The sequence below is a fragment of the Lutimonas sp. genome (assembly GCF_051011215.1).
Taxonomy (GTDB): domain Bacteria; phylum Bacteroidota; class Bacteroidia; order Flavobacteriales; family Flavobacteriaceae; genus Lutimonas.
The window spans coordinates 1-25,988 of the sequence record NZ_JBPCUJ010000104.1 but is presented as its reverse complement, the minus strand read 5'-3'; the positions used below and the strand labels follow the sequence as shown (position 1 = coordinate 25,988).

20 protein-coding genes and 1 pseudogene are annotated in these 25,988 nt (G+C 37.6%); 11 read left to right on the top strand and 10 right to left on the bottom strand.

Going from position 1 to position 25,988, the window contains the following annotated elements:
* Positions 1 to 12: 12 nt before the first annotated feature.
* The 3 genes and pseudogenes from feoB to ACR2MV_RS09315 form a co-directional block, all read right to left on the bottom strand.
* A pseudogene (feoB, locus tag ACR2MV_RS09325) lies at positions 13 to 2,200 on the bottom strand (ferrous iron transport protein B).
* 2 nt (positions 2,201 to 2,202) lie between these two features.
* Complete coding sequence (locus ACR2MV_RS09320; RefSeq protein ID WP_434021642.1) at positions 2,203 to 3,195, bottom strand: iron dependent repressor, metal binding and dimerization domain protein; 993 nt, start codon at positions 3,193 to 3,195, stop codon at positions 2,203 to 2,205.
* Positions 3,196 to 3,221: 26 nt separating this feature from the next.
* Entirely contained in the window at positions 3,222 to 3,881 is a 660-nt protein-coding gene (locus tag ACR2MV_RS09315) for a metal-dependent transcriptional regulator (protein ID WP_434021641.1), read from the bottom strand.
* 101 nt (positions 3,882 to 3,982) lie between these two features.
* Here ACR2MV_RS09315 and ACR2MV_RS09310 point away from each other — a divergent pair, with 101 nt between their 5' ends.
* Positions 3,983 to 4,162 (top strand): hypothetical protein, encoded by a 180-nt coding sequence (locus ACR2MV_RS09310; RefSeq protein ID WP_434021640.1) that lies wholly within the window; start codon positions 3,983 to 3,985, stop codon positions 4,160 to 4,162.
* Positions 4,163 to 4,225: 63 nt separating this feature from the next.
* Here ACR2MV_RS09310 and ACR2MV_RS09305 read toward each other — a convergent pair whose 3' ends face one another.
* Positions 4,226 to 4,663, bottom strand: coding sequence for a hypothetical protein (locus ACR2MV_RS09305; RefSeq protein ID WP_434021639.1), 438 nt, complete (start codon positions 4,661 to 4,663; stop codon positions 4,226 to 4,228).
* A gap of 122 nt (positions 4,664 to 4,785) precedes the next feature.
* Between ACR2MV_RS09305 and mfd the strand changes: the two genes are divergently transcribed.
* From mfd to ACR2MV_RS09290, 3 genes are all read left to right on the top strand, one after another.
* The gene (gene mfd / locus ACR2MV_RS09300; RefSeq protein WP_434021638.1) at positions 4,786 to 8,139 is read left to right on the top strand and encodes a transcription-repair coupling factor; all 3,354 of its coding nucleotides are present in this window, start codon (positions 4,786 to 4,788) and stop codon (positions 8,137 to 8,139) included.
* Between the two features lie 169 nt (positions 8,140 to 8,308).
* Positions 8,309 to 9,643, top strand: a complete 1,335-nt coding sequence (locus ACR2MV_RS09295; protein WP_434021637.1) for a PhoH family protein — start codon at positions 8,309 to 8,311, stop codon at positions 9,641 to 9,643.
* Between the two features lie 144 nt (positions 9,644 to 9,787).
* Positions 9,788 to 10,258, top strand: a complete 471-nt coding sequence (locus ACR2MV_RS09290; RefSeq protein ID WP_434021636.1) for a DUF4252 domain-containing protein — start codon at positions 9,788 to 9,790, stop codon at positions 10,256 to 10,258.
* Here ACR2MV_RS09290 and ACR2MV_RS09285 read toward each other — a convergent pair.
* A complete protein-coding gene (locus ACR2MV_RS09285) occupies positions 10,251 to 11,036 on the bottom strand; it encodes an SDR family oxidoreductase (RefSeq protein WP_434021635.1) in 786 nt (261 codons plus the stop codon). The two genes, ACR2MV_RS09290 and ACR2MV_RS09285, sit on opposite strands and share 8 nt — an antisense overlap.
* Positions 11,037 to 11,157: 121 nt before the next feature.
* On the opposite strand from ACR2MV_RS09285, the gene ACR2MV_RS09280 reads away from it, so the two are divergent.
* Positions 11,158 to 12,504 (top strand): thioredoxin-like domain-containing protein, encoded by a 1,347-nt coding sequence (locus tag ACR2MV_RS09280; RefSeq protein ID WP_434021634.1) that lies wholly within the window; start codon positions 11,158 to 11,160, stop codon positions 12,502 to 12,504.
* A 14-nt stretch (positions 12,505 to 12,518) separates the two neighbouring features.
* Here the strand turns inward: ACR2MV_RS09280 and ACR2MV_RS09275 are convergent, their stop codons facing one another.
* Together ACR2MV_RS09275 and ACR2MV_RS09270 are read right to left on the bottom strand one after the other, a co-directional pair.
* Positions 12,519 to 12,878, bottom strand: a complete 360-nt coding sequence (locus ACR2MV_RS09275; RefSeq protein ID WP_434021633.1) for a YraN family protein — start codon at positions 12,876 to 12,878, stop codon at positions 12,519 to 12,521.
* Between the two features lies 1 nt (position 12,879).
* Positions 12,880 to 13,893 (bottom strand): S66 peptidase family protein, encoded by a 1,014-nt coding sequence (locus ACR2MV_RS09270; RefSeq protein ID WP_434021632.1) that lies wholly within the window; start codon positions 13,891 to 13,893, stop codon positions 12,880 to 12,882.
* Positions 13,894 to 14,033: 140 nt separating this feature from the next.
* Between ACR2MV_RS09270 and metG the strand changes: the two genes are divergently transcribed.
* The 5 genes from metG to ACR2MV_RS09245 all read left to right on the top strand — a co-directional run bounded on the left by metG (position 14,034) and on the right by ACR2MV_RS09245 (position 20,829).
* Complete coding sequence (metG, locus tag ACR2MV_RS09265; protein ID WP_434021631.1) at positions 14,034 to 16,091, top strand: methionine--tRNA ligase; 2,058 nt, start codon at positions 14,034 to 14,036, stop codon at positions 16,089 to 16,091.
* A gap of 185 nt (positions 16,092 to 16,276) precedes the next feature.
* Positions 16,277 to 16,786: an RNA polymerase sigma factor gene (locus ACR2MV_RS09260; RefSeq protein WP_434021630.1), complete on the top strand. Its 510-nt coding sequence runs from the start codon at positions 16,277 to 16,279 to the stop codon at positions 16,784 to 16,786.
* Positions 16,783 to 17,484, top strand: a complete 702-nt coding sequence (locus tag ACR2MV_RS09255; RefSeq protein WP_434021629.1) for a hypothetical protein — start codon at positions 16,783 to 16,785, stop codon at positions 17,482 to 17,484. Before ACR2MV_RS09260 ends, ACR2MV_RS09255 begins: the two co-directional genes overlap by 4 nt.
* A gap of 18 nt (positions 17,485 to 17,502) precedes the next feature.
* Positions 17,503 to 18,576 (top strand): coiled-coil domain-containing protein, encoded by a 1,074-nt coding sequence (locus tag ACR2MV_RS09250; protein ID WP_434021628.1) that lies wholly within the window; start codon positions 17,503 to 17,505, stop codon positions 18,574 to 18,576.
* 105 nt (positions 18,577 to 18,681) lie between these two features.
* Positions 18,682 to 20,829, top strand: coding sequence for a Tex family protein (locus ACR2MV_RS09245; protein WP_434021627.1), 2,148 nt, complete (start codon positions 18,682 to 18,684; stop codon positions 20,827 to 20,829).
* On the opposite strand, the gene ACR2MV_RS09240 is transcribed toward ACR2MV_RS09245, so the two are convergent.
* Complete coding sequence (locus ACR2MV_RS09240; protein ID WP_434021626.1) at positions 20,815 to 21,510, bottom strand: aspartate/glutamate racemase family protein; 696 nt, start codon at positions 21,508 to 21,510, stop codon at positions 20,815 to 20,817. The two genes, ACR2MV_RS09245 and ACR2MV_RS09240, sit on opposite strands and share 15 nt — an antisense overlap.
* Before the next feature lie 2 nt (positions 21,511 to 21,512).
* A complete protein-coding gene (locus tag ACR2MV_RS09235; RefSeq protein ID WP_434021625.1) occupies positions 21,513 to 22,478 on the bottom strand; it encodes a carbon-nitrogen hydrolase family protein in 966 nt (321 codons plus the stop codon).
* 139 nt (positions 22,479 to 22,617) lie between these two features.
* Between ACR2MV_RS09235 and ACR2MV_RS09230 the strand changes: the two genes are divergently transcribed.
* The gene (locus ACR2MV_RS09230) at positions 22,618 to 25,050 is read left to right on the top strand and encodes a mechanosensitive ion channel family protein (RefSeq protein ID WP_434021624.1); all 2,433 of its coding nucleotides are present in this window, start codon (positions 22,618 to 22,620) and stop codon (positions 25,048 to 25,050) included.
* A 23-nt stretch (positions 25,051 to 25,073) separates the two neighbouring features.
* Here the strand turns inward: ACR2MV_RS09230 and ACR2MV_RS09225 are convergent.
* Positions 25,074 to 25,988 (bottom strand): alkane 1-monooxygenase (locus ACR2MV_RS09225; protein ID WP_434021623.1); only part of this gene is annotated, 915 nt, incomplete at its 5' end.

Below are 25,988 nucleotides of genomic sequence, written 5' to 3'. Positions count from 1 at the left end.
AAAATAGGGCTTCTATACCATAAAAATACGCCATAGCTGAGCCACTAAAAACGTCACAACAAAACCAAGAATTACAGGTAAGATAGAAGCCACTGTCGTCCATTTTACACTGTTTGTTTCTTTATAAATCGTGTAAATTGTTGTACTACACGGGTTATGAAGCAAACTAAACAGCATTAAATTAATCGCCGTAAGCAAGGTCCATCCTCCTGCTTTCAGAATACTACCAGTATCCGAAACCGAATCAAGTTCAAACATTACTCCTGCTCCTTCTCCTCCAGTAAGCCCAGTTACAAGCACCGTCAACATAAGAATGGTTGGAATAACAATTTCATTCGCTGGAATTGCAACAATATAAGCCACTAAAATCACCCCGTTTAAGCCCAGTAAAAAACCAAAACCATCAAGGCTTTGCACCGTCCAGCCGGCCAGACTTAAATCCCCTATATAAATATTGGATATCAGCCAGATCACTGCCCCTGCAGGTGCTGCAAAAACAATGGCCCGCCATAACACAATTAACGTTCTGTCAATGATAGAAGTATATATTGTTTTCCAAAATCTTGGAGGTCTGTATGGAGGTAATTCTAAATTAAAGGTAGAAACCTCTCCTTTTAATACAGTTCTCGACAATCCCCAGGATACCAGAAACATAAATGCAATTCCTAAAATGGCAATTCCGATGACCGCCATCAAAGAGGCTAAACTGGAAAAACTTTCCGGTACAACAGCTCCAATAAATATGGTGGCAATCAGTATTTGTGTTGGCCAACGACCATTACACAAAGAAAAGTTATTGGTAATGATGGCAATCAATCTCTCTCTCGGACTGTCAATAATCCTTGTGGCAACAACTCCTGCAGCATTACATCCAAAACCCATGCTCATTGTTAAAGCCTGCTTCCCATGCGCTCCAGATTTTCTAAATAAATTATCCATATTAAAGGCCACTCTTGGCAAATAGCCAAAATCCTCCAATAAAGTAAACAAGGGAAAGAAGATGGCCATAGGAGGCAACATCACTGCTATGACCCAGGCAACAGCCAAATAAACACCATCAAAAAGAAAGCCACTCAACCACCAGGGCATTCCCAAAGTGACACCTAAATTTTTAAGTATCGGATGTAAACCTTCCAGCAATAGTTCTGCAAGCATTGCAGAAGGATAATTTGCGCCTTCAATGGTTAACCACAACACGACTCCCAAAATCAAAAACATAATGGGGAATCCCCATGTTTTACTGGTAACTATTTCATCAATTTTCCTATCTATTCTAAAATGCTTTTTTCCTGCATCTTTCGACACAGAACCATGAGCAATTTCAGAAGCATCTGCATAAATCCCTTCGGCCAAATGATCGTGAAAATCTTCTCCAATTTGCCAACGCAGCTCGTTGGTCATATTCAATATTTTATCTACAGAACTGTTCTCCATATCACACTAATTCACCGGCCTTTAAAGCGTCAATTATTCGGTTATCTCCTTCTAAAAGTCTAAATGCAATCCATCTGCTATTCGGAATATTCGGAAATTCTGCTTCTATTTCAGCGCTTAATTTCGTAACAGCCTCCAAAATATTCTTGGGTACATTCTTTATTCTTCTCGGTTTACATATTATTTTTCCTGTTGCAATATCATCAACCGTTTGAATAAGCTCCGGGATGCCTCGTTGATATCTGGCACTGGTAGCAACAACAGGTATTCCTAAATCTTTTGAAAGCGTTCTGGTATCAATTTCAATATGATTCCTTTCTGCCTCATCGATTAGATTGAGACATAAGACTGCCTTATCTGTAATCTCAAGTATTTGTAGAGCCAAATTCAAATTTCGCTCCAAACGACAGGCGTCTACTACAACAATTGTTACATCCGGCTTTCCAAAAAGGATAAAGTTTCTGGCAACCTCTTCATCCTGTGAAGTGGACAATAAAGAATATGTTCCCGGAAGATCGACAAGCTTATATTTTTTATCCCCATAAGAATACGCGCCTTCAGCCCGTACAACCGTTTTACCAGGCCAATTACCTGTATGCTGGCGCAATCCTGTCAAGGCATTAAAAACAGTACTCTTACCGGTATTTGGATTCCCGGCAATTGCAATAACATGGTCAAAATCACCTACATCAACACCGAGTTTTTTAAGTCCATCAGCGTTATAATGAGCGCAGTTTCCGCATGCATGATCATCTTTTGTCGCCATAGTTATACTTTATTAATTAAAATTTTAGAAGCCTGATCGTTTCTTAACGCAATACTTGTTCCTTTAATGGAGTACGCCACCGGATTCTTCAAGGGACTATTCAAATCTATTTTTATCTCAGACCCGTTTACAAACCCAAGATCAAGCAATCTTCTTCTGTTTTCACCCCTGCATTCTTTCGACATTCCAACAATAATCCCAACTTCTTCATCTTTTAAACTTGACAGTCGAACCGTTCCTTCTTCAATTTCGACTTCCTTTTTGAGAGGTGAAACCGTAATATTAGCCGCTACAATCGGAGCCAAAACGAACTCCTCGCCTTCCGAATGGAAGACAATACGCTCGTTGCTTCTTTCTTCAACCCTAATCACTGAGCCAATATGAATCTTTTCAGCCAGTATCTGACGGTAAATTACATCAGGCTCATCCTCAATATGGACAATTCTGCCAACAGTTTCAGCCTCCATAGAAGATAAGGGTTCACCGATAATTTCTTTGAGCATCCCCGATTTATTAGGAATCGGATCTCCGTGAGGATCATACATTGGATTTCCTAACTGATTCGCCAACAGATCAGTTTCCTCATGACTTAAAACGTGCTCCATCTCTTCTGCCATATCATGCCAATCCGTTTTATCAAATCCAGTTTTCTCAGCCAAATACTTTTCCCATAATCTGTGGACCCGGATAATCTTTAAAGCATACTGCCTTCCTTCTGCAGTAAGCTGGATTAAATCACCTTCAACTTTTACCAATTCCATCACCGACATTTTATGCAAAGCATCTATTATAACTGCATCCTTAAACTTTAAAGAATTGGTAAGCAAGCTTATATCTGTTTCAGAGCCATACGTTTCCAGGCGATACAGCTGCTTTAGAATATCCTCTATCACAGTTTTTTCATTGGATTGATAGTTGTTTTTGATCAACCAATACCAACCTTTCACAGGGCGAAAGAAAGCGAAAATCAGGATCACCAACCCTATGAATATCATCAAAGCTATTATTGGATTGTACATCATTATTTCACATTTTTTAAACATAGGTTCTCGGCTACATTACTCGTAATTACCAACCTGTGTGTTTTTGTTTCAATATGATAGGAGTTATCAAAGGGCTCAATATCAATAACCCTTATTTTATCTCCCAAGGCGAGGTTTTTTTTATTCAAATACTTTAAAAAAGTGGCTGAAGAATCTTTTACGCCTACAAAAACACCAGCCGATCCGATCCTCATATCGGTAATGGTCTTGGTTTTATTTAGCATCATTCTTCCCTGCGCATCCGGAATTGGATCTCCATGTGGATCTAATTTTGGAAATCTTAAAAACGCATCCAGCTTATTGATCAGGACTTCCGATTTAACATGCTCCAATTGCTCGGCGATTTCATGAACTTCATCCCAGTTAAATTGCAACTTTTGAACTAAAAAACACTCCCATAATCGATGTTTTCTAATTACTTTTAATGCACTCAGTCTACCTAATTCTGTTAAATAAACACCTTGGTATTTTTTATAAACAACCAGCTCTTTTACGGCCAGCTTCTTTAGCATATCCGTTACAGAAGATGCTTTTGTCTTTATTTTTCCAGCAATAAGGTTTGTGCTCACTTCATTACCATATTCGCTTTCTAACGCGTAAATGGTCTTTAAATAATTTTCCTCTGCCTGTGAATACATAGCTATTTTTTTTGCAAATATAAATATTATTTTAGATAAGTCTAAAATTTGTTGCAGTTTTTATTGTTTATCCCTAAAAATTACAAACCATCAAGGGGTTTATGAGTGAGGTAGCCGAAAGGGGCTTTGGGCTGGGAGATTGGGTGATAAAAAAAAAGAAAACCCTGCCTTTTCTTCACTTAAAAGGATTCTTTGAATGGACAGGTTATTTTAACACCAAATATTATCTGGATGAAAAAAAATATCGTTCTTATAGGAATGACACAAATGTTTGCCTTTGACAATGAACCCTTCTGGCAAGAGCTTAACAAAGTCATTTATTTAGCGATGGACTCATCTAGGAGTTATTTCATTTTCAGCAACTTAAGGACGCCCTCTGTAAAAGTCTCCATACTAACTTCCTCCACATTTATCGAAAGGGAATGATCAACAATCATATCTACTCTATTCAGTGGAAATGCCAAACCTGTCGTAATACGTCTAAGCATCATGATCTCTTCCTGTTGAATTTTATGATCTGCCTTCACCATGACCATTAACTCATATAAGCGCTCAATCCTTTCAACACAATCTAAATGTGCGATGGTGGGGATATTCTCAGGGAATTTTAAAATCTCTTTAAAATTCTCGTCAGAGATGTTGTACTTCTTCGATACTTTTGAAAGAAATTCAATCTCCTCAGAAGAAATTTGACTGTCAGATTTAGCGATGCGGACGATGTTGGCAAAGTGGCTAATGTCCCTTCTTTGCCCAATTGACAAATATATATCGGAAATATTCATAATATCAATTTTTAGGACTCTATCAAATATACGAAATAAGCCCTTAAAAAATTAATGTGCTGACCTTAAAATCATTTATTATTCTGCACTTTTAAACTTATATTTGACGAAAATTTATCGCCTTGAGTAAGCAAGTTATTGCTGATCTTTATAATAGTTTTGACAAGGTTAATCATATCGTAGACCTCGTTCAAAAAGACACAGAACAAATTGAACTAAGCAATTTGAATGGATCTTCATTGTCAATGGTGATCTCAACCGTATTTAAAAAAGTAGATAAGCCACTACTGTTAATTTGCAATGACAAAGAAGAAGCAGCTTACTATCTCAATGATTTAGAACAATTATTTGACCCTAAAAAGGGCAGTACAAGAGAAGATGTACTTTTCTATCCGGGATCCTACAGAAGACCATATCAAATAGAAGATACCGACAATGCCAATATTCTATTGCGAGCGGAAGTACTTAATAGAATTAATTCCCAGAAAAAACCCGCACTGATTGTCACCTATGCCGATGCCTTGTTCGAACAAGTAATCACAAAAAGTGAATTAAAAAGAAATACCCTGAAACTGGCTGTTTCTGATACGTTATCGCTTGACTTTGTCCATGATTTATTACATGAATTTAAATTCAACAGGGTTGATTTTGTAGTTGATCCAGGAGATTTTGCCATACGAGGTGGGATCATTGATGTTTTTTCATTTTCAAATGACCATCCTTATAGAATTGAATTTTTTGGTGATGAAATAGATAGTATCAGAACATTTGATATTGAGTCTCAGCTTTCGATAGATCGTTTGAGCAAGATTGATATCATGCCGAATGTTGAAAACAAATTCCTGGAAGAAAAGCGACAGAGTTTCTTGAAATATATTTCTTCAAAAACGACCGTTTTCATTAAACATCCTGAACTGAACAAAGCCAGACTGGATAAATTATTTGTAAAAGCAACAGAAGCTTTTGATAATCTAAAAGGTGAAATAAAGCACAGTAGTCCGGTGGAACTATTTTGTGACGGTGCACTGATTGAAGAACAATTGGCCGATTTCACCAGCGTGGTGATTGAAAACTCCGGCAAAGACGATCATCCAAACAGTATTATCTTTAACACCCTGGCTCAGCCCGCCTTTAACAAACAGTTTGATCTATTAATTGAGACGCTTAATGAGAATTCTGAAAATGGCATCAGTAATTATTTGTTTTGTGATAACGAGAATCAAGCTAAAAGATTCCATGATATTTTTGACGACCTCGATCAGAAAGTAGACTATCAAACAATTACAAACCCATTATATCAAGGCTTTATTGATAGGGATCTTAAAATAGCCTGTTTTACCGATCATCAAATATTTGAACGTTATCATAAATTCAGGTTGAAAAGCGGTTTTGCGAAAAAGCAATCCATACAACTCAAAGAGCTGACCAATCTTGAAATGGGCGATTATGTTACTCACATAGATCACGGAATTGGTCGTTTTGGAGGATTGCATAAGATTGATGTTGAAGGAAAAAAACAAGAAGCCATCAAACTTATTTATGGTGAACGAGACGTTTTATACATCAGTATTCACGCCCTTCATAAAATAACCAAGTACAACGGGAAGGAAGGGAAGGCACCAAAAGTTCATAAATTAGGCTCCAACGTCTGGAAAAAACTAAAGCAAAAAACCAAGGCCAGAGTTAAACATATCGCCTATAACCTCATCGAACTCTATGCCAAAAGAAAGCTTCAAAAAGGTTTTGCCTATAATGTTGACAGTTATTTACAGCATGAATTGGAAGCAAGTTTTATTTATGAAGATACCCCGGATCAACTAAGTGCTACTGAAGCCGTTAAAGTTGATATGGAAAAAGACCAGCCAATGGATCGTCTCATTTGTGGTGATGTTGGGTTTGGTAAAACTGAAATTGCTATCAGGGCTGCTTTTAAGGCCGTTGACAATGGAAAACAAGTGGCTATTTTGGTGCCGACAACAATTCTTGCCTTTCAACATGCCAAAACTTTTCAAGAAAGACTCAAAGATTTTCCACTAAGAGTCGATTATTTAAACAGATTCAGAACTGCCAAGCAAAAAAAAGATGTTCTTGAAGGATTAACTAGCGGGGCTGTTGACATTGTCATTGGAACACATCAGCTCGTAAGTAAAAATGTGAAATTCAAGGATCTTGGCTTATTAATCATTGACGAAGAGCAGAAATTTGGGGTGGCAGTAAAAGACAAGTTAAAAACCATCAAAGAAAATATTGACACCTTGACCTTGACGGCAACTCCGATACCAAGAACACTTCAATTTTCGTTGATGGCTGCAAGAGATTTATCGGTCATCAAAACACCTCCTCCCAACAGACATCCTATTGAAACACAGGTGATACGTTTTGGAGAAGATACCATTAGAGATGCTATCCGTTACGAGATTTTAAGAGGTGGTCAGGTGTTTTTCATTCACAATCGCATCGAAAATATTCAAGAGGTAGCAGGTCTTATCCAAAGACTCGTGCCGGATGCGAAAGTAGGAATCGGTCACGGACAGATGGATGGTAAAAAGCTAGAACACTTAATGCTTCAGTTTATCAGCGGGGAATTTGATGTTTTGGTCAGTACCACCATCGTTGAAAGTGGTCTGGATGTTCCGAACGCGAATACCATATTTATCAATAATGCCAATAATTTTGGATTAAGCGATCTTCATCAGATGAGAGGAAGAGTGGGAAGATCCAACAAAAAAGCATTTTGTTATTTAATCACACCTCCCTATCATATGATGACCGATGATGCCAGAAAGAGAATACAGGCCCTTGAACTGCACTCTGAATTAGGCAGTGGTTTTTATATTGCCATGAAAGACCTTGAAATACGCGGCGCAGGAGATCTGTTAGGGGGAGAACAATCCGGCTTTATCAATGATATCGGTTTTGAAACATATCAGAAAATTCTAAATGAAGCCATACAGGAATTGAAAGAGAACGAATTTAAAGATCTCTATCATCAGGAAGAAGGTCATGTAAAAGAATATGTAAAGGAAGTTCAAATAGACACTGACTTTGAAATACTATTCCCGGACGATTATATTAACAGTATTGCCGAAAGACTCAGCCTGTATAAGGAATTAAGTGAACTTGAAACAGAAGAAGAAATTCAGGAATTTGAGAAAAAACTGGTAGATCGGTTTGGAGAACTGCCCATTGAAGCTGTGGACCTCTTAAATTCAGTGCGACTTAAATGGATTGCCAGATCGTTGGGATTAGAGCGACTGATATTAAAACAAAAAAGAATGATTGGTTATTTCTTGGCAGATCAGCAAAGCGATTTTTACCAAAGTCCGTTTTTCACAAAGATCCTGCAATATGTTCAGTCTCATGGGCAGACCTGTGTCATGAAAGAAAAGCAAACCAAAAAAGGTCTAAGACTCCTGATTACCTTTATCAGAATTGACAGTATTGAAAAGGCTTTAGCTACACTTCATAGCATTTAGTTAACTTCTTGTTGATAAGTCGGACCATATTTTAAAGCCTCCTCCTTTTTTCAATGTTTATTTTTTGTACATTTTTAAAAAATTAGAAGCTGCCATTTGCAACGGCGCCTATGAAAAATTAACCTTGTCACTGAAGAAGTGACCTGGTCTCGCCTTTAAAAATTTTTTTATGAAGAAAAACACTACGAAGAAAATTTACGTCTTAGACACCTCTGTTTTATTATTTGATCACAATTCAATTACTAGTTTTGAAGAGAACGATGTGGCCATTCCGATCACCGTATTAGAAGAATTAGATCAGTTTAAAATCGGTAATGAAACTAAAAACTTTGAAGCCCGAGAAATCATTCGGTTTTTGGACAAACTATCCGGAACAAACGGTTTGAACTCCTGGATGAAGCTTGGAAAAGACAAAGGAAAGATCAAGGTGATCATGGACCAGCTATCCTTGGAGAAATTAGATGCGGAAGAAGTCTTTGGAACAACAAAAAATGACAACAAGATTATCAATGCGGCCATTTCTTTACAAAATGAAGAAAAAAAACATGCCGTCATTCTAGTATCAAAGGATATTAATCTTCGAATAAAAGCGAGAGCCATTGGACTGGTTTCCGAAGATTATGAAACAGGGAAAGTTAAAAACATAAAAAAGTTTTCAGAAGGGCTCCCTATCATAGAAAACATAGATGCTGATATCATTCAAAGCATCTATCAAAAAAATAAGGTAAAAGAAAAAGGGATTCTTGGAAAAGAAAAAGTCACCAATGGCTACTATATCCTCAACAATTGCACGAATTCAGTACTTGCCAGGTATAATGGTGAAACAGATGTCATCGAAAAAGTGGATAAAAAATATGTCTTTGGCATCAAGCCACGTAATGCAGAACAGACCTTTGGACTAAATGCCCTTCTCAATGAAGATATTAAATTAGTGGCGCTGGAAGGGGTGGCTGGAACTGGTAAAACACTATTGGCTTTAGCATCGGCTCTCGAGCAGAAAAATAAATATGATCAGATCATTCTTGCCAGACCGATTATTCCTTTGAGCAACAGGGAAATTGGCTTCCTGCCAGGAGATGCTGAGGACAAAATATCTCCTTATATGCAACCCCTTTGGGACAATCTGACTTTTATAAAAAATCAATTCAAAGCCAATGAAAAAAAGAGCAGATTACTTCAACAATTACAAGAATCAGGTCTGCTAACCATCACTGCGCTGGCCTTTATCAGAGGCCGTAGCCTTAGCAATTCAATTTTTATTATTGATGAGGCACAGAATCTTACACCGCATGAAGTAAAAACGATCATTACAAGAGCCGGTGAGGGAACCAAAGTAATTTTTACAGGAGATATCAATCAAATAGATACTCCTTACATGGACGAACACAGTAACGGACTCACCTATCTAATTGACAGGCTGAAAGGAAATTCTCTTTTTGCCCATATTAAATTAGAGAAGGGAGAACGATCTGAATTGGCGAATCTGGCCAATGATATGCTTTAACAATTTTTCCAAATGGGTTTATACTCATGGTTTTATTCAGAATTTTTACGAAAAGTGAAGCTTTGATCATAAAATCATGAGTAACCCTATTTTATTATTTGTAACAAAAACGGATCTCATTCGTCGTATTGGAAATCCCCAATCATGAAAAGACTGCTTCTTTTATTTGTCATCGTCGCTTTTTCCTCTTGCGCAATAAATACATCGTTCAATTCCTTTTATCAGGAACATGAAGATGATTCTGAATTTTCTTTTGGACTTAGCAGTTCTTTAGTCGCCACCTTTTTACCCGAAGAAGATCTTAAGGATATCAAGCCTTTACTAAAAAAAGCCAAGCATATTCGCATTCTTGTGTTTTCTGAACATGCCGAAGACAAAACGGAGAAGTTCGATAAATTCATCAATCGATCAAAGTTCGAAAAGATGATAAAAGTGAAAGGTGACAATGAAAAAATTGCATTTTTTACGCTGCAGAGAAATAAAAAAGTGAAAGAAATTGTACTTGAAATTGCAACTGGAAGTGACCTTGTGCTCATTGGATTAAAAACCAACCTGAAGCAGGCAGATCTCGATAAGATCATCAATGGGTCTGACATTGAGGATGCAATTATGTAACATCAACCTTACGGACCATTCTCGAAAGTACCAAAGGAAAAAATCTTTTTACGTACACCGCTAATAATTCCAATTTTCCCCCAATTACTATTTCCTGCCTTTCGCTACGGATGGCGTTTATTGCTTTTTTTGCGAAATAATCAGGACTTAAACCATTGGCAGTTGCTTTGTCTTTTGTCCCTTGTTTTTCTCCTTTTCCGGTTAGGGCATTGATAGAAACATCGGTATTTACAAAACCCGGGCATATGATTGTTACCTTTATACCTTGCTCATAATTCTCAGCTCTTAGGCTGTCATAAAATCCATGAAGCGCATGTTTTGAGGCGGAATAAGAAGACCTTAACGGGGTACCTATTTTTCCAACAACACTGCTGATAACAACAAACTGTCCAGAATTTCTATCCAGAAAATGAGGAAGAAGTGCCTTCGTTAAGGCAATGGTGCCAAAATAATTCACTTCAAAAATCTGCCTGTCTACTTCCAATACAGTATCCTTGACCAAAGCTCTTTGACTGATACCCGCATTATTAATAAGGATGTCTACCTTACCGAAAAAATCAATGGCCTGCCTCACGACAGAAGACAGGTCTTTGTTATCAGACAAGTCAAGCGGAAAAACTTTGATTTTGTCCGGGTTAGAACAAGATGACTTCACCGCTTCCAGCGCTTTTTTATTCCGTGCCGAAAGAATCAATTGTGCTCCTTGTGAGGCATAGCTCATGGCCATTGCCTTCCCTATTCCGGAAGAAGATCCTGTAATCCAAATTACTTTATCCATAAACGTACTAAATTTGACTTTTTCAAATATAATCAAATGTCCTGCATTGATACTTCTGCTAAAAACTTGTTTGCGAAAAATCGATTTTAAGATTAATTGTACCTTTGCGAAAAATCCTAAAATGAGGAAGCATCTTTTTTTACTTCTATTCTTTTCTTCTTTTGTGCTGCAGGCACAATATTCAATAGTTGGCACCATTGATCCTGATCATGACTATTCATGGATCTTATTGTACAAAATTGAAAACGGCGACCAATCGTATGTGGCAAATGCAGATGTTATAGATGGTGAATTTACTTTTGATGTGGATGAGAATGAGCCTTCGGGAATCTACCGTGCCTATTACCAGATTGAAAATAGTTTATACGTAGAGTTCATCTACAACCGCGAAAATATTCGTTTTTCATTTGATCCGAACAATCCGGATACTTCCATTTCATTTTCTGAATCAAAGGAAAATAAAATCTATCAAGAATACTATAAAACCATAAAATCAAGACAGGAAAAACTTGATTCGGTTCAAGTGCTTTATTTTAGTTCAACAGAGAAAAAATCTGATGAAGGACTGCTAAAAACCTATAAAAGCTACCTTTCGGACCTGAAGAACGCACAAGCTACATTTGAAAAAAATTCGGAGAACTTTCTTGCAAATCATTTTATTACCGCAAGTGCTCAATACAATGCAGAGGTTCCTCATAAAAGTCCGGAGCTGTATCTTGAAGTAATAAAGGAACATTTTTTCGATGCAATGGATCTTTCAGATAGTATTTTGAGGAATTCCACTTTTGTAAATGACCGACTGAATGATTACGTTTTCTATTTAAATCAGGCCGAGGATCTTGAGTCAGAAAACGTCTTGCAAAAAAATGCCATAGAAAATGCGATTGCATGGATTGGCTCCCATCAGGAACTATTGAGTAATTTTGAAGAGGAGCTTATTGAAACATACGCTCAAAGAGAAAATGTTGAAATGGTCAATTTTGTTTTGGAGGAATATTACAAACTTTTACCCCCTGCCTATCAAAGTGAAGAATTGATTAAACGAACAGAGGCAAGCCTTAAAACTGCGCTGGGCAGTACCGCCCCAGATTTTAGCTGGACCCATGACGGTAAGACTGAATCCTTACATGAACTCACCGGCACGGATTACTATGTGGTGCTGTTTTTTAGTTCCAACTGCCCTCATTGCCAGATGGAAATACCTGAGTTCTATAAATTCATCAGTGAAATTGAAAACCTGAAAGTAGTGGCTGTCGGTCTCGAGGATGAAAAGAAAAGCTGGGAGGCCATGACTCAAGAATATTCAGAGTTTATCAATATTCTTGACCTGGATAAATGGTCGAGCCAAAAGGTTCAAGATTACGGTATCTCTGCCATTCCAACTTATTTGGTCTTGGATGCTGATAAGAAAATTTTAGCCAAACCTGAAGATTTCGAAGAGTTGAAATCTATGTTTGAAACTCGCTAATATTGCGCCTTTTTTTAAAAATGATAAAACGCATCTTGTAGATGCGTGATAGAAATATCATGGTGTGTCTTTACAATGCCTATCACGTCAAATCTCACTTCATGGTCAAGGTCCTGTTCGATTATATAGTGATTAATGGCTTTGGTCAGTAATCTGATCTTCTCCCGACTAATAAATTCATGAGGCTGGCCATAATAACTGCTCGCCCTTGTTTTGACCTCTACCGCGGCAAGAATATTGCCCTTTGAAGCGATAATATCAACCTCAGCTTTCTGAAACCGATAGTTCGTTTCTCGAATGATATACCCTTGTTGTTTAAGATAATTTGCTGCTAATAATTCCCCGGTTTTACCAAGTTCATTATGAGCTGCCATACTATCTAAATCTAATTTTTGCTTTACTTTTTGTAACCTTCATATCAACATAACTTCCCAGCAATAATGACCTGTTATCATCCACATGACCTGCAGGAAAATCAAATACAATTGGAAAATCGGTTCCTTCTGCGGCCTCTAAAACAATTTCTTCAAGTGTTTTTCCAAACCGATTGCCTTCATTCGATTTTAATCTGAAATCTCCCACAATTATTCCATCACAATTGTCGAAAAATCCGGCTCTTTTTAAACTTATCATCATGCGATCAATATGATACAAGGCTTCTCCCACATCCTCTATAAAGAGAATTTTTCCATTCATGTTTAAATTAGTGTCAGAAGCCAGCATACTGTAAACAATGGATAAATTACCTCCTACCAACTGACCTGAACTTTCACCCAGTCTGTTGTATTCTGAAGCACTAATCTTATACTGCAATTTCTTTCCAAACAAGGTTCGGTGCAAGGTTTGAATCGATTCTTTTTGAACAGGATCTTCCAGATCGAGAGTCAAGGGCATTTGACCATGAACCGATTGATAGCCCAATTCGTGAACTTTATTGTGAAGTACTGTGACATCTGAATAACCAATGATCCATTTTGGATGTTCAGAAAACTTGCTAAAATCAAGATCATCAATAATTCTAACCGTCCCATAGCCTCCTCTTGCGGCCCAGATGGCCTTGATACTGGGATCATCAAGTGCTTTTTGCAAGTCTTCAAGTCTTTCATCATCTGATCCTGCAAATGTATTGTCCTGAGAAAGGAGGTGATTCCCAAAAAACACCACCAATCCCCAATGATTGGCCAACTCAATTCCAGGATCAACAGAACTTCTATCCTTTATCTTACCTGCCGGAGCCAGGATGATAATCGTATCTCCTTTCTTAAGATACGGCGGTCTTATCAGGTCTCTGGTGATGATCGCTTCTTCATCGTTTTGGGCATTAAGCATTTGACTCATTCCAACAAGAACAATACATGCCAAAAAGGATATTTTCAACTTCTGGTACATTTTAAATTTTTTGATAAAAATAGAATTTAAAATTTATTTTCTTACCATCATCAAGAATTATGACAGCAGGTCTTGATAAATAAAAATAAAACCCCACATGTTTCGCCTTTTTCTTACTTTTGTGGTCTTAATTTTTACACATGCAAGATCCTAAAAGAACAACCATTACAGCTGCTTTGCCTTATACCAATGGGCCAGTTCATATTGGTCATTTGGCTGGTGTTTACGTACCAGCTGACATATATGCCAGATACCTTCGCCTTAATGGCCAAGATGTAGCATTTGTTTGTGGTTCCGATGAACACGGGGTTCCCATCACATTAAAGGCCAAAGCTGAAGGAATTACTCCTCAAGCGGTTGTGGATAAATACCACGAGATAATTAAAAAATCTTTTAAGGAATTTGGAATTACTTTTGATAATTATTCAAGGACAACTGCCAAAGTACATCACGAAACTGCCAGTGAGTTCTTCAGGGATTTATATGAAAACGACAAATTTATCGAAGAAACTTCGGCTCAGTTATACGATGAGGAGGCAAATCAATTTTTAGCAGATAGATTCGTTGTTGGAACCTGTCCAAAATGTGGATTTGAAGAAAGCTATGGAGACCAATGTGAAAATTGTGGAACCAGTCACAACGCACAGGATCTGATCAATCCAAAATCGGTGATTACAGGGAACAAACCTTCCTTGAAAGAGACAAAGCATTGGTACCTTCCTTTGAACGAATATGAGAGCTGGCTCAATGAGTGGATCGTAAAAGGACATAAAAACGATTGGAAATCCAATGTCCTGGGTCAGGTTAAATCATGGGTGGATGATGGTTTAAAACCCAGAGCTGTAACAAGAGATCTAGATTGGGGAATTCCGGTTCCTGTTAAAGGTGCTGAAGGCAAAGTCTTGTATGTTTGGTTCGATGCGCCGATAGGATATATTTCGTCGACCAAAGAATGGGCCGAAAAAACAGGAAAAGACTGGGAACCTTATTGGAAAGATAAAGATACGCGGCTCATTCATTTTATTGGAAAAGATAACATTGTTTTTCATTGTATTATTTTCCCTGCCATGTTAAAAGCCCAAGGAAGCTATATTTTACCTGAAAATGTACCAGCCAATGAATTCTTGAACCTTGAAGGAAACAAGATTTCTACTTCTAAGAACTGGGCCGTTTGGCTTCATGAATATTTAGAGGAATTTCCGAATATGCAGGATGTTTTAAGGTATGTACTAACTGCCAATGCTCCAGAAACGAAGGACAACGATTTTACCTGGAAAGATTTTCAGGCAAGAAACAATAATGAGCTTGTTGCCATTTTTGGCAATTTCATCAATCGAGTAGTGGTTTTAACCAACAAATATTATGAAGGGGTCATTCCAGCACCTGCTGCTTTTTCTGAGTTGGATAAAAAAACATTGGATCTTTTAGCTGAATACCCAGCTATTATTTCAGGTTCTATCAATAGATATAGATTTAGGGAAGCATTGAGTGAATTAATGAATCTGGCTAGACTAGGTAACAAATACCTGGCCGATGAAGAGCCATGGAAAAAAATTAAAACAGATCCTGAAAGAGTCAAAACAATCATGTTTGTTGCCTTGCAGATTGCTGCAGGCCTGGCTGTATTGTGTGAGCCATTTTTACCTTTTACCAGTAAAAAACTGAAGGGTATTCTCAATTTTGATGAACCGGATAATTTAGATTGGAATTCTGTGAGTTCTGAAAGTGTTTTAATACCAGCAAGCCACCAGATTAACAAGGCTGAATTGCTCTTCGCTAAAATTGAAGATGCTGATATTCAGAAACAAATTGAGAAGCTGGAAGTTTCTAAAAAAAGTCAGGAGAAGGTGATACTGGAGCCTCAAAAAGAAACTATTGAATTTGACGATTTTACGAAATTAGATATCAGAATAGGTACGATTCTCGAAGCCGAGAAAATTCCTAAAACTAAAAAACTTTTAAAATTAAAAGTTGATGTAGGCATCGATACCCGAACCATTGTAAGCGGTATTGCTGAGAGCTTTGATCCTTCAAAAATCATTGGGCAAAAAGTCTCTGTTTTAGTGAATTTGGCACCTAGAAAACTAAGAGGCGTTGAAAGTCAGGGTATGATTTTAATGAGTGATACTACAGAAGGGAAATTAAGTTTTATTGAACCTGACGCCGATTCAGTGGCCAATGGTGAAAAAGTGAGTTAATTCTTTGAAAATTGAATGAGAACATGAAATGAATTCTATTTGTTTCATGTTTTTTTATGCCTTAAATTCAAAAGAAATTAAATCCCTGTCAACCTTTTCACCGAAAAGTACGTCTTAGAAGTATAAGGCCTTTTGCAAGCATGTCCAAAGTCATTAAAATAAATAACGATTCTCAATTAATTGAATTGTCGCTTTTAAAAAATAGAAAGGCACAAAAACAATTATTCGACAAATATGCCCCAAAAATGCTCGGCTTGTGTTCTTATTATATAAAAGATCTTCAGCAATCAGAAGAAGTTATGATGAGTGGATTTTTTAAGGTTTTTATCAAATTAGAACAGTATGCGAATAAAGGGAGTTTTGAAGGTTGGATCAGAAAGATAATGGTGTACGAGAGTATCGCTTTTCTTCGCAGAAAGAAAGAACTCATTTTTACTGATAAGATTGAACACTTTGAAAAACATATAGAAACTGAAATTGAGCTTTGTATCGATGCGGATGATTTACATAATTATATCAATCGATTGCCTGAAAATTGCAAAATCGTATTTAACATGTATGTCATCGAAGGTTATAAACATAGTGAAATAGCGGAAATTTTGGGTGTCAGTGCCGGGACGAGTAAAACCCAGCTCCATAGAGCGCGAAAAGCTTTAAAGGAGATGATATCGAAGCACCAAAAAAGAGTATTATGAAACACGTTAAATACAGAGATAAACTACAAAATAAACGTATAAAACCTTCTTCAGGATCTTGGGATATCTTGGAAAAAGCACTCGATACTCAAGAAAAGAAGGAGAGAAAAAGACGCTGGCCATTTTTAAAAATAGCGTCAATTGTATTGATAGTAATTTCAGTCAGTTACTTTTCTTTATCTCCCGAAAAGAAAATTGATAAAACGCCTGTAAAGACTTCGCCGAAAATGGAAGTTGCTTCCCCCGCAGTAAAAAAAGACAAGATTACTCCAAATGAAGAAAATCAGGTTATTTCTGCTGACATAGCGAATCCGGTTAAGACTTCGCCCATCACAGATCCAGCTTCAGATGATCCAGTAATCATCGCATCAAAAGATAATTCAGCTCCACTGGTTGTTCCTGATGAAAATTTAATCGAAGTTTCCATTAATGACAGTATAACAGGAGTCATTCAAGTAGCAGAAATGCCCAAGTCTGAAGAAGAACTCATCGATGAGGAAGTAGATCAGCTGTTGAGAAACTCGAAAATTAAACTTGTAGTAAATGGTCAAATCTCATCAGAAAAAGTAGTAAGCTCAGAGGCACTCCTCAACTCAGTCGAGGAAGATCTTTACAAGGATCTAAAGCAAAAATTAATTGAAAAAATCACAAATAAGCTTAAAAACCCAAAGGAAATTGTCACTTCTCGTGATAACTAATCCGCTGACCATTCTCCCATGAAAAATATTCTATCCTTTGTATTTGTACCCGTATTCATTCTTTTTTATACGCCTGCTTTTGCCCAGGAAACTAATGAGGACGATGAAAATAAAGCCGTTCTACAGGAAAAAAAAGAGGCGGCAATTCTTGAAGAAAAAGAAGCCTTAAAAAAAGAAGTTATAGATATTAACGAACGGTTTAACAATGATGAAATCACCAGAGAAGAGGCTGATCAGTTAAAGGAAAAAGCAGCTGATATTCATGCCTTAAACATTGAAAATCGAATTGCGATTCTTGAAAATGAGGCGGCCTTAAATTCACGGGCTCAATATGCAGATAAAAGTCATGATACACTCTCTGATAAGACCTCTGAAATATCACATATAGAGATAAAGGTATTTGATGAGGTGGATCCTTTAGTTGATATCAATCTGGGGCATCAAAAAAAATATGATAAAAGAACTCATTCAAATCTATTAGTAGCCTTTGGTTTAAATAACGCCATTATTGAGGGGCAATCACTTGATAATTCGCCTTACAAAATCGGTAAGAGTAAATTTTTCGAGATCGGGTGGACTTTTACAACCCGGGTACTTAAAGAATCAAATGCGATTCGTTTTAGATACGGTTTTGCTTTTCAGTTCAACGGCTTAAACCCGACTGACAATATGTATTTTGTTCAAGATGGAGAACTTACCTACTTAGAAGAATTTCCAGGGAATTTGACCAAATCAAAATTGCGAATGGACAATTTGGTATTCCCTGTTCATTTAGAATTCGGCCCCTTTAAAACAATCGATAAAGGCGATTATATAAGGTATTCGACACGTAAAAAGTTTAAATTTGGGATTGGGAGTTATTTCGGATTCAATATGCGAACACGACAAAAACTAAAATACACTGAAAATGGATCCAAGAAAAAAGAGAAGATCACCCAAAGCTATAATACCAGTAATTTGATCTATGGTCTGAGCAGCTATATCGGTTTAGATGCTTTCTCATTTTATGTAAAATACGACCTGAATACTATTTTCAATGAACCAAATCCAAAGGAAAACAACATCTCCCTCGGTCTGCGTTTCGATCTTTAAGCAGCTCTCCTAAAAAACCCAATGATCATTTTTTTCCTGGGGTTTTTATAATTCTCCTGTTTTTATTCTTAATGAAACGATACCTTTGTCTTTTCATTTTCGCCCATGCAATTAATCCCATTTATCACTTCGCAAACCAGGCTTCCCATAAAAGGAGTTGAAAACACAATTGAACTTTTAAATCAAGATTGTACCGTCCCTTTTATCTCAAGATATCGAAAGGAGAAAACAGGCAATCTCGATGAAGTTGAAATAGGTCGGATTGTGGAATTCAAAAAAGTTTTTGAAGATTTGGAGAAACGCAAATCAACAATTTTAAAAGCACTTGAGGAACAGGACGTTTTAACCGATGCTTTAAAATCTGAAATTGAGGCAACGCTTGAAGTCAACACCTTAGAAGATCTGTACCTTCCCTTTAAAAAAAAGAGAAAAACCAAGGCAGAGCATGCCCGAAACAATGGTTTAGAGCCCCTGGCCAAGATTATTATGAGCCAAAAGCCCGCTTCGCTCTTCTCGATCGTTTCTAACTATACTTCCAGCGAATTAAATGAAGAATCGGCCCTTGAAGGAGCCCGGCATATTATTGCGGAATGGATCAACGAAAGAACCAGCGTAAGAAACAGGCTGCGATGGCATTTGAATAAATTCGCTCGAATTCAAACCAAGGTGGTTAAATCCAAAGCTGATGATGAAAAAGCCCTGAAGTTTTCAGACTATTTTAAATGGGAAGAAGATCTTAGATCCTGTCCATCACATCGTCTACTTGCCATACTAAGAGCTGAAAGAGAAGGGTTTTTACGCATCTCTGTTACTATTGATAAGGAGAAAGTGCTCCAGGAAATCAAACAAAGAGTTATTCAAAGACCATCGGAATGCGCCACTCAAATTTCATTGGCCATTGAAGACGCATTCAAAAGACTTTTATTCCCCTCCCTATCGAATGAAATCCTCCAATCTGCGAAAGAGAAAGCAGATGAAAATGCAATTCTGGTTTTTTCTAAAAACCTAAGGCAACTAATGCTTGGTGCACCCTTGGGCGAAAAAAGAATATTAGCCATTGATCCCGGGTTTCGTTCGGGATGTAAAATTGTCTGTTTAAACAAGCAAGGCCGATTAGAGCACAATGAGAATATTTACCCTCATGCACCCACCAATGATAGCAAAGGCGCCATGAAAAAGATCAATTCTCTGGTAGATGCATACAAAATTGAAGCCATCGCCATCGGAAATGGAACTGCTTCTCGAGAAACTGAGCGCCTAGTAAAAAATATCCGTTTTAATAAAGATGTGCAGGTATACATTGTAAACGAGGCAGGAGCTTCCATTTATTCAGCTTCTAAAATTGCCAGAGACGAATTTCCTACCTATGATGTGACCGTGAGAGGAGCGGTGTCAATTGGAAGAAGACTGGCAGACCCTTTGGCTGAATTGGTGAAAATTGACCCTAAATCAATTGGGGTTGGACAATACCAGCACGATGTAGATCAACATAAATTAAAACACAGTCTTGACACGGTGGTTGAAAGTTGTGTGAATACCATTGGCGTAAATGTGAACACAGCCAGCGTTTCACTCTTGGGATATGTTTCCGGTATTGGTCCCAAACTCGCTCAAAATATTGTTGACCACAGAAAAGAAAATGGTGCCTTTAGATCAAGGTCGGATATCAATAATGTTGCAAGACTCGGAGGCAAAGCTTATCAGCAGGCCGCTGGTTTTTTACGTATTAAAAATGCGAAAAACCCATTGGATGATTCTGCGGTACATCCGGAAAGTTATGAATTGGTATCCAGGATTGCCAAAGATGAAAGCGTTGAATTGAATGAGATGATTGGAAATAAGACCCTCCTTGACAAGGTAAATCTTCAAAACTACTGTAGCGCTGACATTGGACTTCCAACCTTGACTGATATTGTAGAGGAACTTGAAAAACCTGGTGCTGACCCAAGGGAAAAAGCCAAAATTTTCAGCTTCGATCAGAATTTGAGAAGTATTGATGACTTACGAGAAGGACAACTACTGCCAGGAATTATTAACAACATTACAAATTTTGGATGTTTTGTTGATATCGGCATTAAAGAAAATGGCTTGATCCATGTTTCAAATCTTTCCGACACTTTTGTAAAAGATGTCAATTCCATTGTAAGTCTTCATGAGCAAGTGATTGTTAAAGTATTGGAAGTTGACAAAAACAGAAAACGTATTCAACTGGCCTTGCATACCAAACCTAAGACAGAACTAGGACGCACTTAAGGCAAATTCCACGGCTTTCTCAGCATGTAGTTTGGTCGTATTAAAAAGTGGAATATCAATATCTTCCGGATATATCAATAAAGGAATTTCTGTACAACCGAGGATCACTCCTTCAGCCCCTTGACTGATCAAGTCCTGTATCACCGAAATATATATTCTCTTCGATTCTTCTTTCATAATTCCATGGATTAATTCATTGTAAATAATGTCATGTACCTGATTTCTTGCTGATGGATCAGGCACTAAAACTTCAATTCCTCTCTTTTGAAGAATATCCTTAAAAAAAGCCTTTTCCATGGTAAATTTTGTACCCAATAAGGCGATTTTTTTTAAGGAAAAGGCCTTGATTTCATCGGCAGTCACCTCAGCGATATGAATCACAGGAATAGTCGTGCATTGTTCAATGGCAGGAACACATAAATGCATCGTATTGGCACAGACAAGAATCATTTCAGCACCTGAGGACACCAATGAATTCGCTCGTTCCTGCATCAAAGAGTCTAAGGCTGGCCAATCATCATTTGCTTGCAATTCAGCAATTTCTGCGAAATCTACAGACTCAATAACACAATTCGCAGAATGAGAACCTCCTCTCAGTTGCTTGACCTTTTCATTGAGAAGTTTATAATATAGCAGGGTTGACTCCCAACTCATCCCTCCTATTAATCCAATTTTTTTCATCTTTATTCCTGATCAACGATATTCAATACACTTAAGCGATCTCTATTCACTGTCAATTTCGTAACATCCGGTCTTGAATAATGACCTACAACATCAAAATTCTGTCGTTCTTCAAAAACACGGTTAAAATCAATATCCTGAACAATCAACCCTTCTGAATCCACTTGAGGCTCGATAATCCATTCCCCATCAGGTCCTGCAATACAGGAACCACCATTTGCCAGAGTATCAGGGCAATCCGAAAGTATTTCATTCAAATAAGGAGTTTCGTCTGGAAAGTCACTGCTACGCATCAAACTTGACACTGAAATCACAAAGGATCTTGATTCTCTGGCAATGAATCTTGTGATATCTTTGGTATTGTGATCAGATCCTGGCCACACGGCAACATGAAGATTCTCACCCAAACCATATAAGGCCGTTCTGGGCAAAGGCATCCAATTTTCCCAGCAATTCAATCCACCTACTGTAAATTGTTTTAAGGCGTGTACCTGCAAACCATGACCGTCTCCGGGAGACCAGGTGAGCCTTTCATCATAGGTAGGCTGCAACTTTCTATGAACCGATTTAATATCTCCATGTTCATTGATATAAACCAACGAACAATATAAACTATGACCACCTCTGTCTATTGGACGCTCTATGATCCCAAGGTAAACTGCTATCTTTTTCTTCGCACAAAGGCTCGTAATTTGATCCAGATCTCCTGATTCTATCTGAACCGCATTTCTTGCATATTCGGCATGCATTTCTTTTTGCATTTTAGAATTAAACTCGGTCGCTTTTGTCAAACCTAACCAAAACGGATACCCTGGCAGAAGACCTTCTCCAAATATCAAAAGTTCGCATTTTTGATCAGAAGCTTCCTTTATTTGCCTAATTATTTTTTTTATAGTTGCTTCCTTATTTAGCCAAACCGGTGCTATTTGGGCCATTCCTATCCTTAATTTTGATCTGCTATTTGACATAATTCTTCAATTCAATTCAAATGTTATCTCGGGATTTAAAGATAAGTTCTTTTTTATTATCATTCATGGAAAGGGCAATCCTATCAAGGACATTTGAAATAAAAAAAATAAGTATCTTGTTCCTTTCAAAGTCCTTTTTATGAAACTTCCTTGTCTTAGACTTTTTTATATCCTATTGATCTTTTTCTTTGTGTCATCCGCTGCTGTAGCGCAAAATACTTCGGCTTCGAAAGATAGCATAGCTGTACCTTCTGAATCTATTGCTATTGGAGATATTTCTGAAGAATCGGAAAAACTGGGTCAGCAATTACTCAAACTAAAAGGAACCTTAGACCAAAGCAGCAGAATTACTGAAATTGACTCCATTGTTGTTGCAAAAACACCCGAAATTATTGCACTTGTAGACTCTGCTTTTTTAAACCGTGATGATGTAACACTAAGAGATCTGAAAGTCCGAAAAGTTGAGTGGAACAATTACAAGACCGTCTTAAACGAATATCAAAGTGTCGTAAAAAACAGGTCCGAAGAAATTAGTAAAATCATTAACGATCTTTTCTATGACTTAAACCGTTGGGAAAAGACTAAAAAAGAGCTGGCTGGAAGAAGTGAATCTAAAGACATGGAGGAGAGTTTCGATGAGGCCATTGTTGCTTTAGATGAAATGATGAAAGCTGCTCATCTTCGCTTAGACAGTGTATTTCTGACCCAGAAAAAAATCACTGAACTGGTGTTGGTGATAGATGAAGAAATTTCAAATATAGAATTTGCCGAGAATCAAAGACGGAAGGACTATTTTGTTTTTGATAGTAAACCTCTATGGGAAAAGCCTGAAAAATTAATGATAGGTGATAGTATCGCCACAGAAACCTTATCTTCTTACGGACTCATTATTGACGGTATAAAACAGAATCGAAAGCAGTTTCTCGATTTTTATCACCTCAACTTTAAAACCTTTATTCTTCAGGTTATTTTCTTAATTCTTTTATTGGCCTTTTTGATCTTTGCAAATAGGAAATGGAATAAATCCTTTCTTTCATTGAGAAATCCTATAGAAATTCAAGCGAAAACTATTCTTATGAATCCCATATTGACAACCCTGTCAGTTGGTGTTCTGGTATCAGCTTTTTTCTACGACTCCATGGTGCCGGCCTATGCCGAATTTCATATAATGATTGTTTTATTTGCTACTGTATTATTACTTCCCAAGGTAACTGATAAAAAATTCAGTCTTTTTTTATGGATGCTGTTCCTGGTGTATTTGATCAATACTTTTGAAGCCTTTATAGGTGTTAAGGCAAATTTAGTAAGAGGCTTGCTCATTATAGATGCGATCATTTTATTTGCTTCCTTATTTATTGGAAGAAGAATAGTAAAAGCCAATCCTTTGAAATTTTCACAGGTGATCAAACCGTTCAAATTTGTCTCTATCCTTTACATGTTTTTATTGGTGATCTCGATGGTGGCAAATGTCATAGGTATGGTGGCTCTTTCTAATTACCTGACAAAGGCGGTCATTGTGTCTCTCACATTTGGTGTGATCATTTACTTGGCCATAAAGGTGTTTACAAGCATCTTTATTCTGATATTTAAATTCAGGAGCGCTACAAATATCCAAACCTTAACGTCCATGGTAAAGGCAACTCACCAAAGAATTAGGCCTTTATTCAATTTTATTGGACTCTTGTTTTGGTTGTTTTTTACCCTCAATGGATTCGAGCTGTATGACTATATCATTAATGCCTATAACGAACTTCTTGCGATCGAATGGAGAGTCGGGGAAATGACTATTTCTTTGGGTGGCATTCTGGCCTTTGCTGGAATCTTTATTTTTACGCTGATTATTGCCAAAATTGCAGCCGCGCTTTTCCAGGATGAGTGGATGGTCAACGTGCTGCCAAGAGGTGTTGCGCCGGCAATTTCACTGGTGCTGCGAATTGTTGTAATTGCCCTTGGGTTATACGCAGGCTTCACAGCCGCAGGTGTAGACCTGAGCAAATTAGGTTTCATTCTCGGCGCCCTGGGGGTAGGTATTGGTTTTGGCCTTCAAAATGTTGTTCTCAATTTTGTATCCGGACTTATTCTGGCCTTTGAAAGACCTATTAATTTAGGGGACACCATCGAAGTAGATATGGAGATGGGCGTGGTTACAAATATCGGCGTTAGATCCAGTAATATCAGGGCTTATTCAGGTGCGGAAGTGATTATACCAAACGGTGACCTTATTTCAAAAAAAGTAATTAACTGGACACTGTCCAATAGAAATCGGAGAAGTAAGGTTCCTATGAAAACCTCTCCAGATGCAGATCCTGAAAAGGTGATTGAATTATTCAATCAGATCGCTCTGGAGCATCCCAACACGAGTCCCGAACCACCGCCAAAAACCTATTTTTACGGCTATGGACCAGATGGAAATCTTAATTTCGCTCTCATGTATTGGACGACTTTTTCGGATACTTTAAAAACCGATAGTAATATCGCACTTGCCATTTTCAAGAAACTTAAAGAAGAGGGAATACAGGCTCCGGCACCGGTCAGAAGAATCATTGCTCAAGAACCGAACAAAGGAGAATAATTCTCCTTCAAACGCAGGGATGTTTATGATTCGAGTCTTTTATTCATGATCCAAAAAAACAAAGGAGGTATTGTGGCCAGCAACATCATACCAGGGTAACCAGTTGGCATCTGAGGGCTTTCTGGTATGGATTCCAAGAGTTGGTATTTTTTACTTGCCTTATAGTGATGATCGGAATGTCTCGACAGGTTAAAAAGCATTAGTCTGCCCAATTGATGATCCGAATTCCAGGAGTGTTTGTGTTTTACGCGTTCATAACGACCCGCCTCGTTCTTCTTTCTTAAAAGTCCATAATGTTCAATATAATCTACAGTACCCAGTAATAAGATGCCAATCACTGCAGACATGATAAAAGCAATCAATACTTTGGCATCGAAAAAGAAGTAGATCAATCCAAGCACCACAAGGTTTGCGATTGAATAAACAATCATTTTGTTAGACAGGGAAATCACTGGTTTACCCTTGCGCTTCATTCTATTATTCTCAATGTTCCAGGCCTTGGCATAACTCCTAAAATGTGAGGTAAACCAAAACGAATACAACCATTGATCTTTCTTGGCTGTCGCCGCGTCCCCTGGGGTTGCCACCTCTCGATGATGTCCTTCATTATGATAAGGAAGAAAATGGGTGTTTAAAGATGTAAGCAATAATAGTTCTCCCAGGAATCGTTCAATTCTTGAAGAGCGATGCCCTAATTCATGTCCGATATTGATTCCCATGACCCCGCATAATAAACCCATTGAAAAAACTTTCCCAAAATAGCTCACTGAAAATAAAGGTGTTAAGTCAATGACCACTAAAAATGAAACGAGCATGAGTAACTGAACCGGTATTGAGAGGTAAAGTATCCAATCATACAATTTTGAATTCTTTTCTAACAACATGGTTTCCTGATCAAGATTTCCGCTATCGGGTTTTATAAATAGTTCAGAAACCGG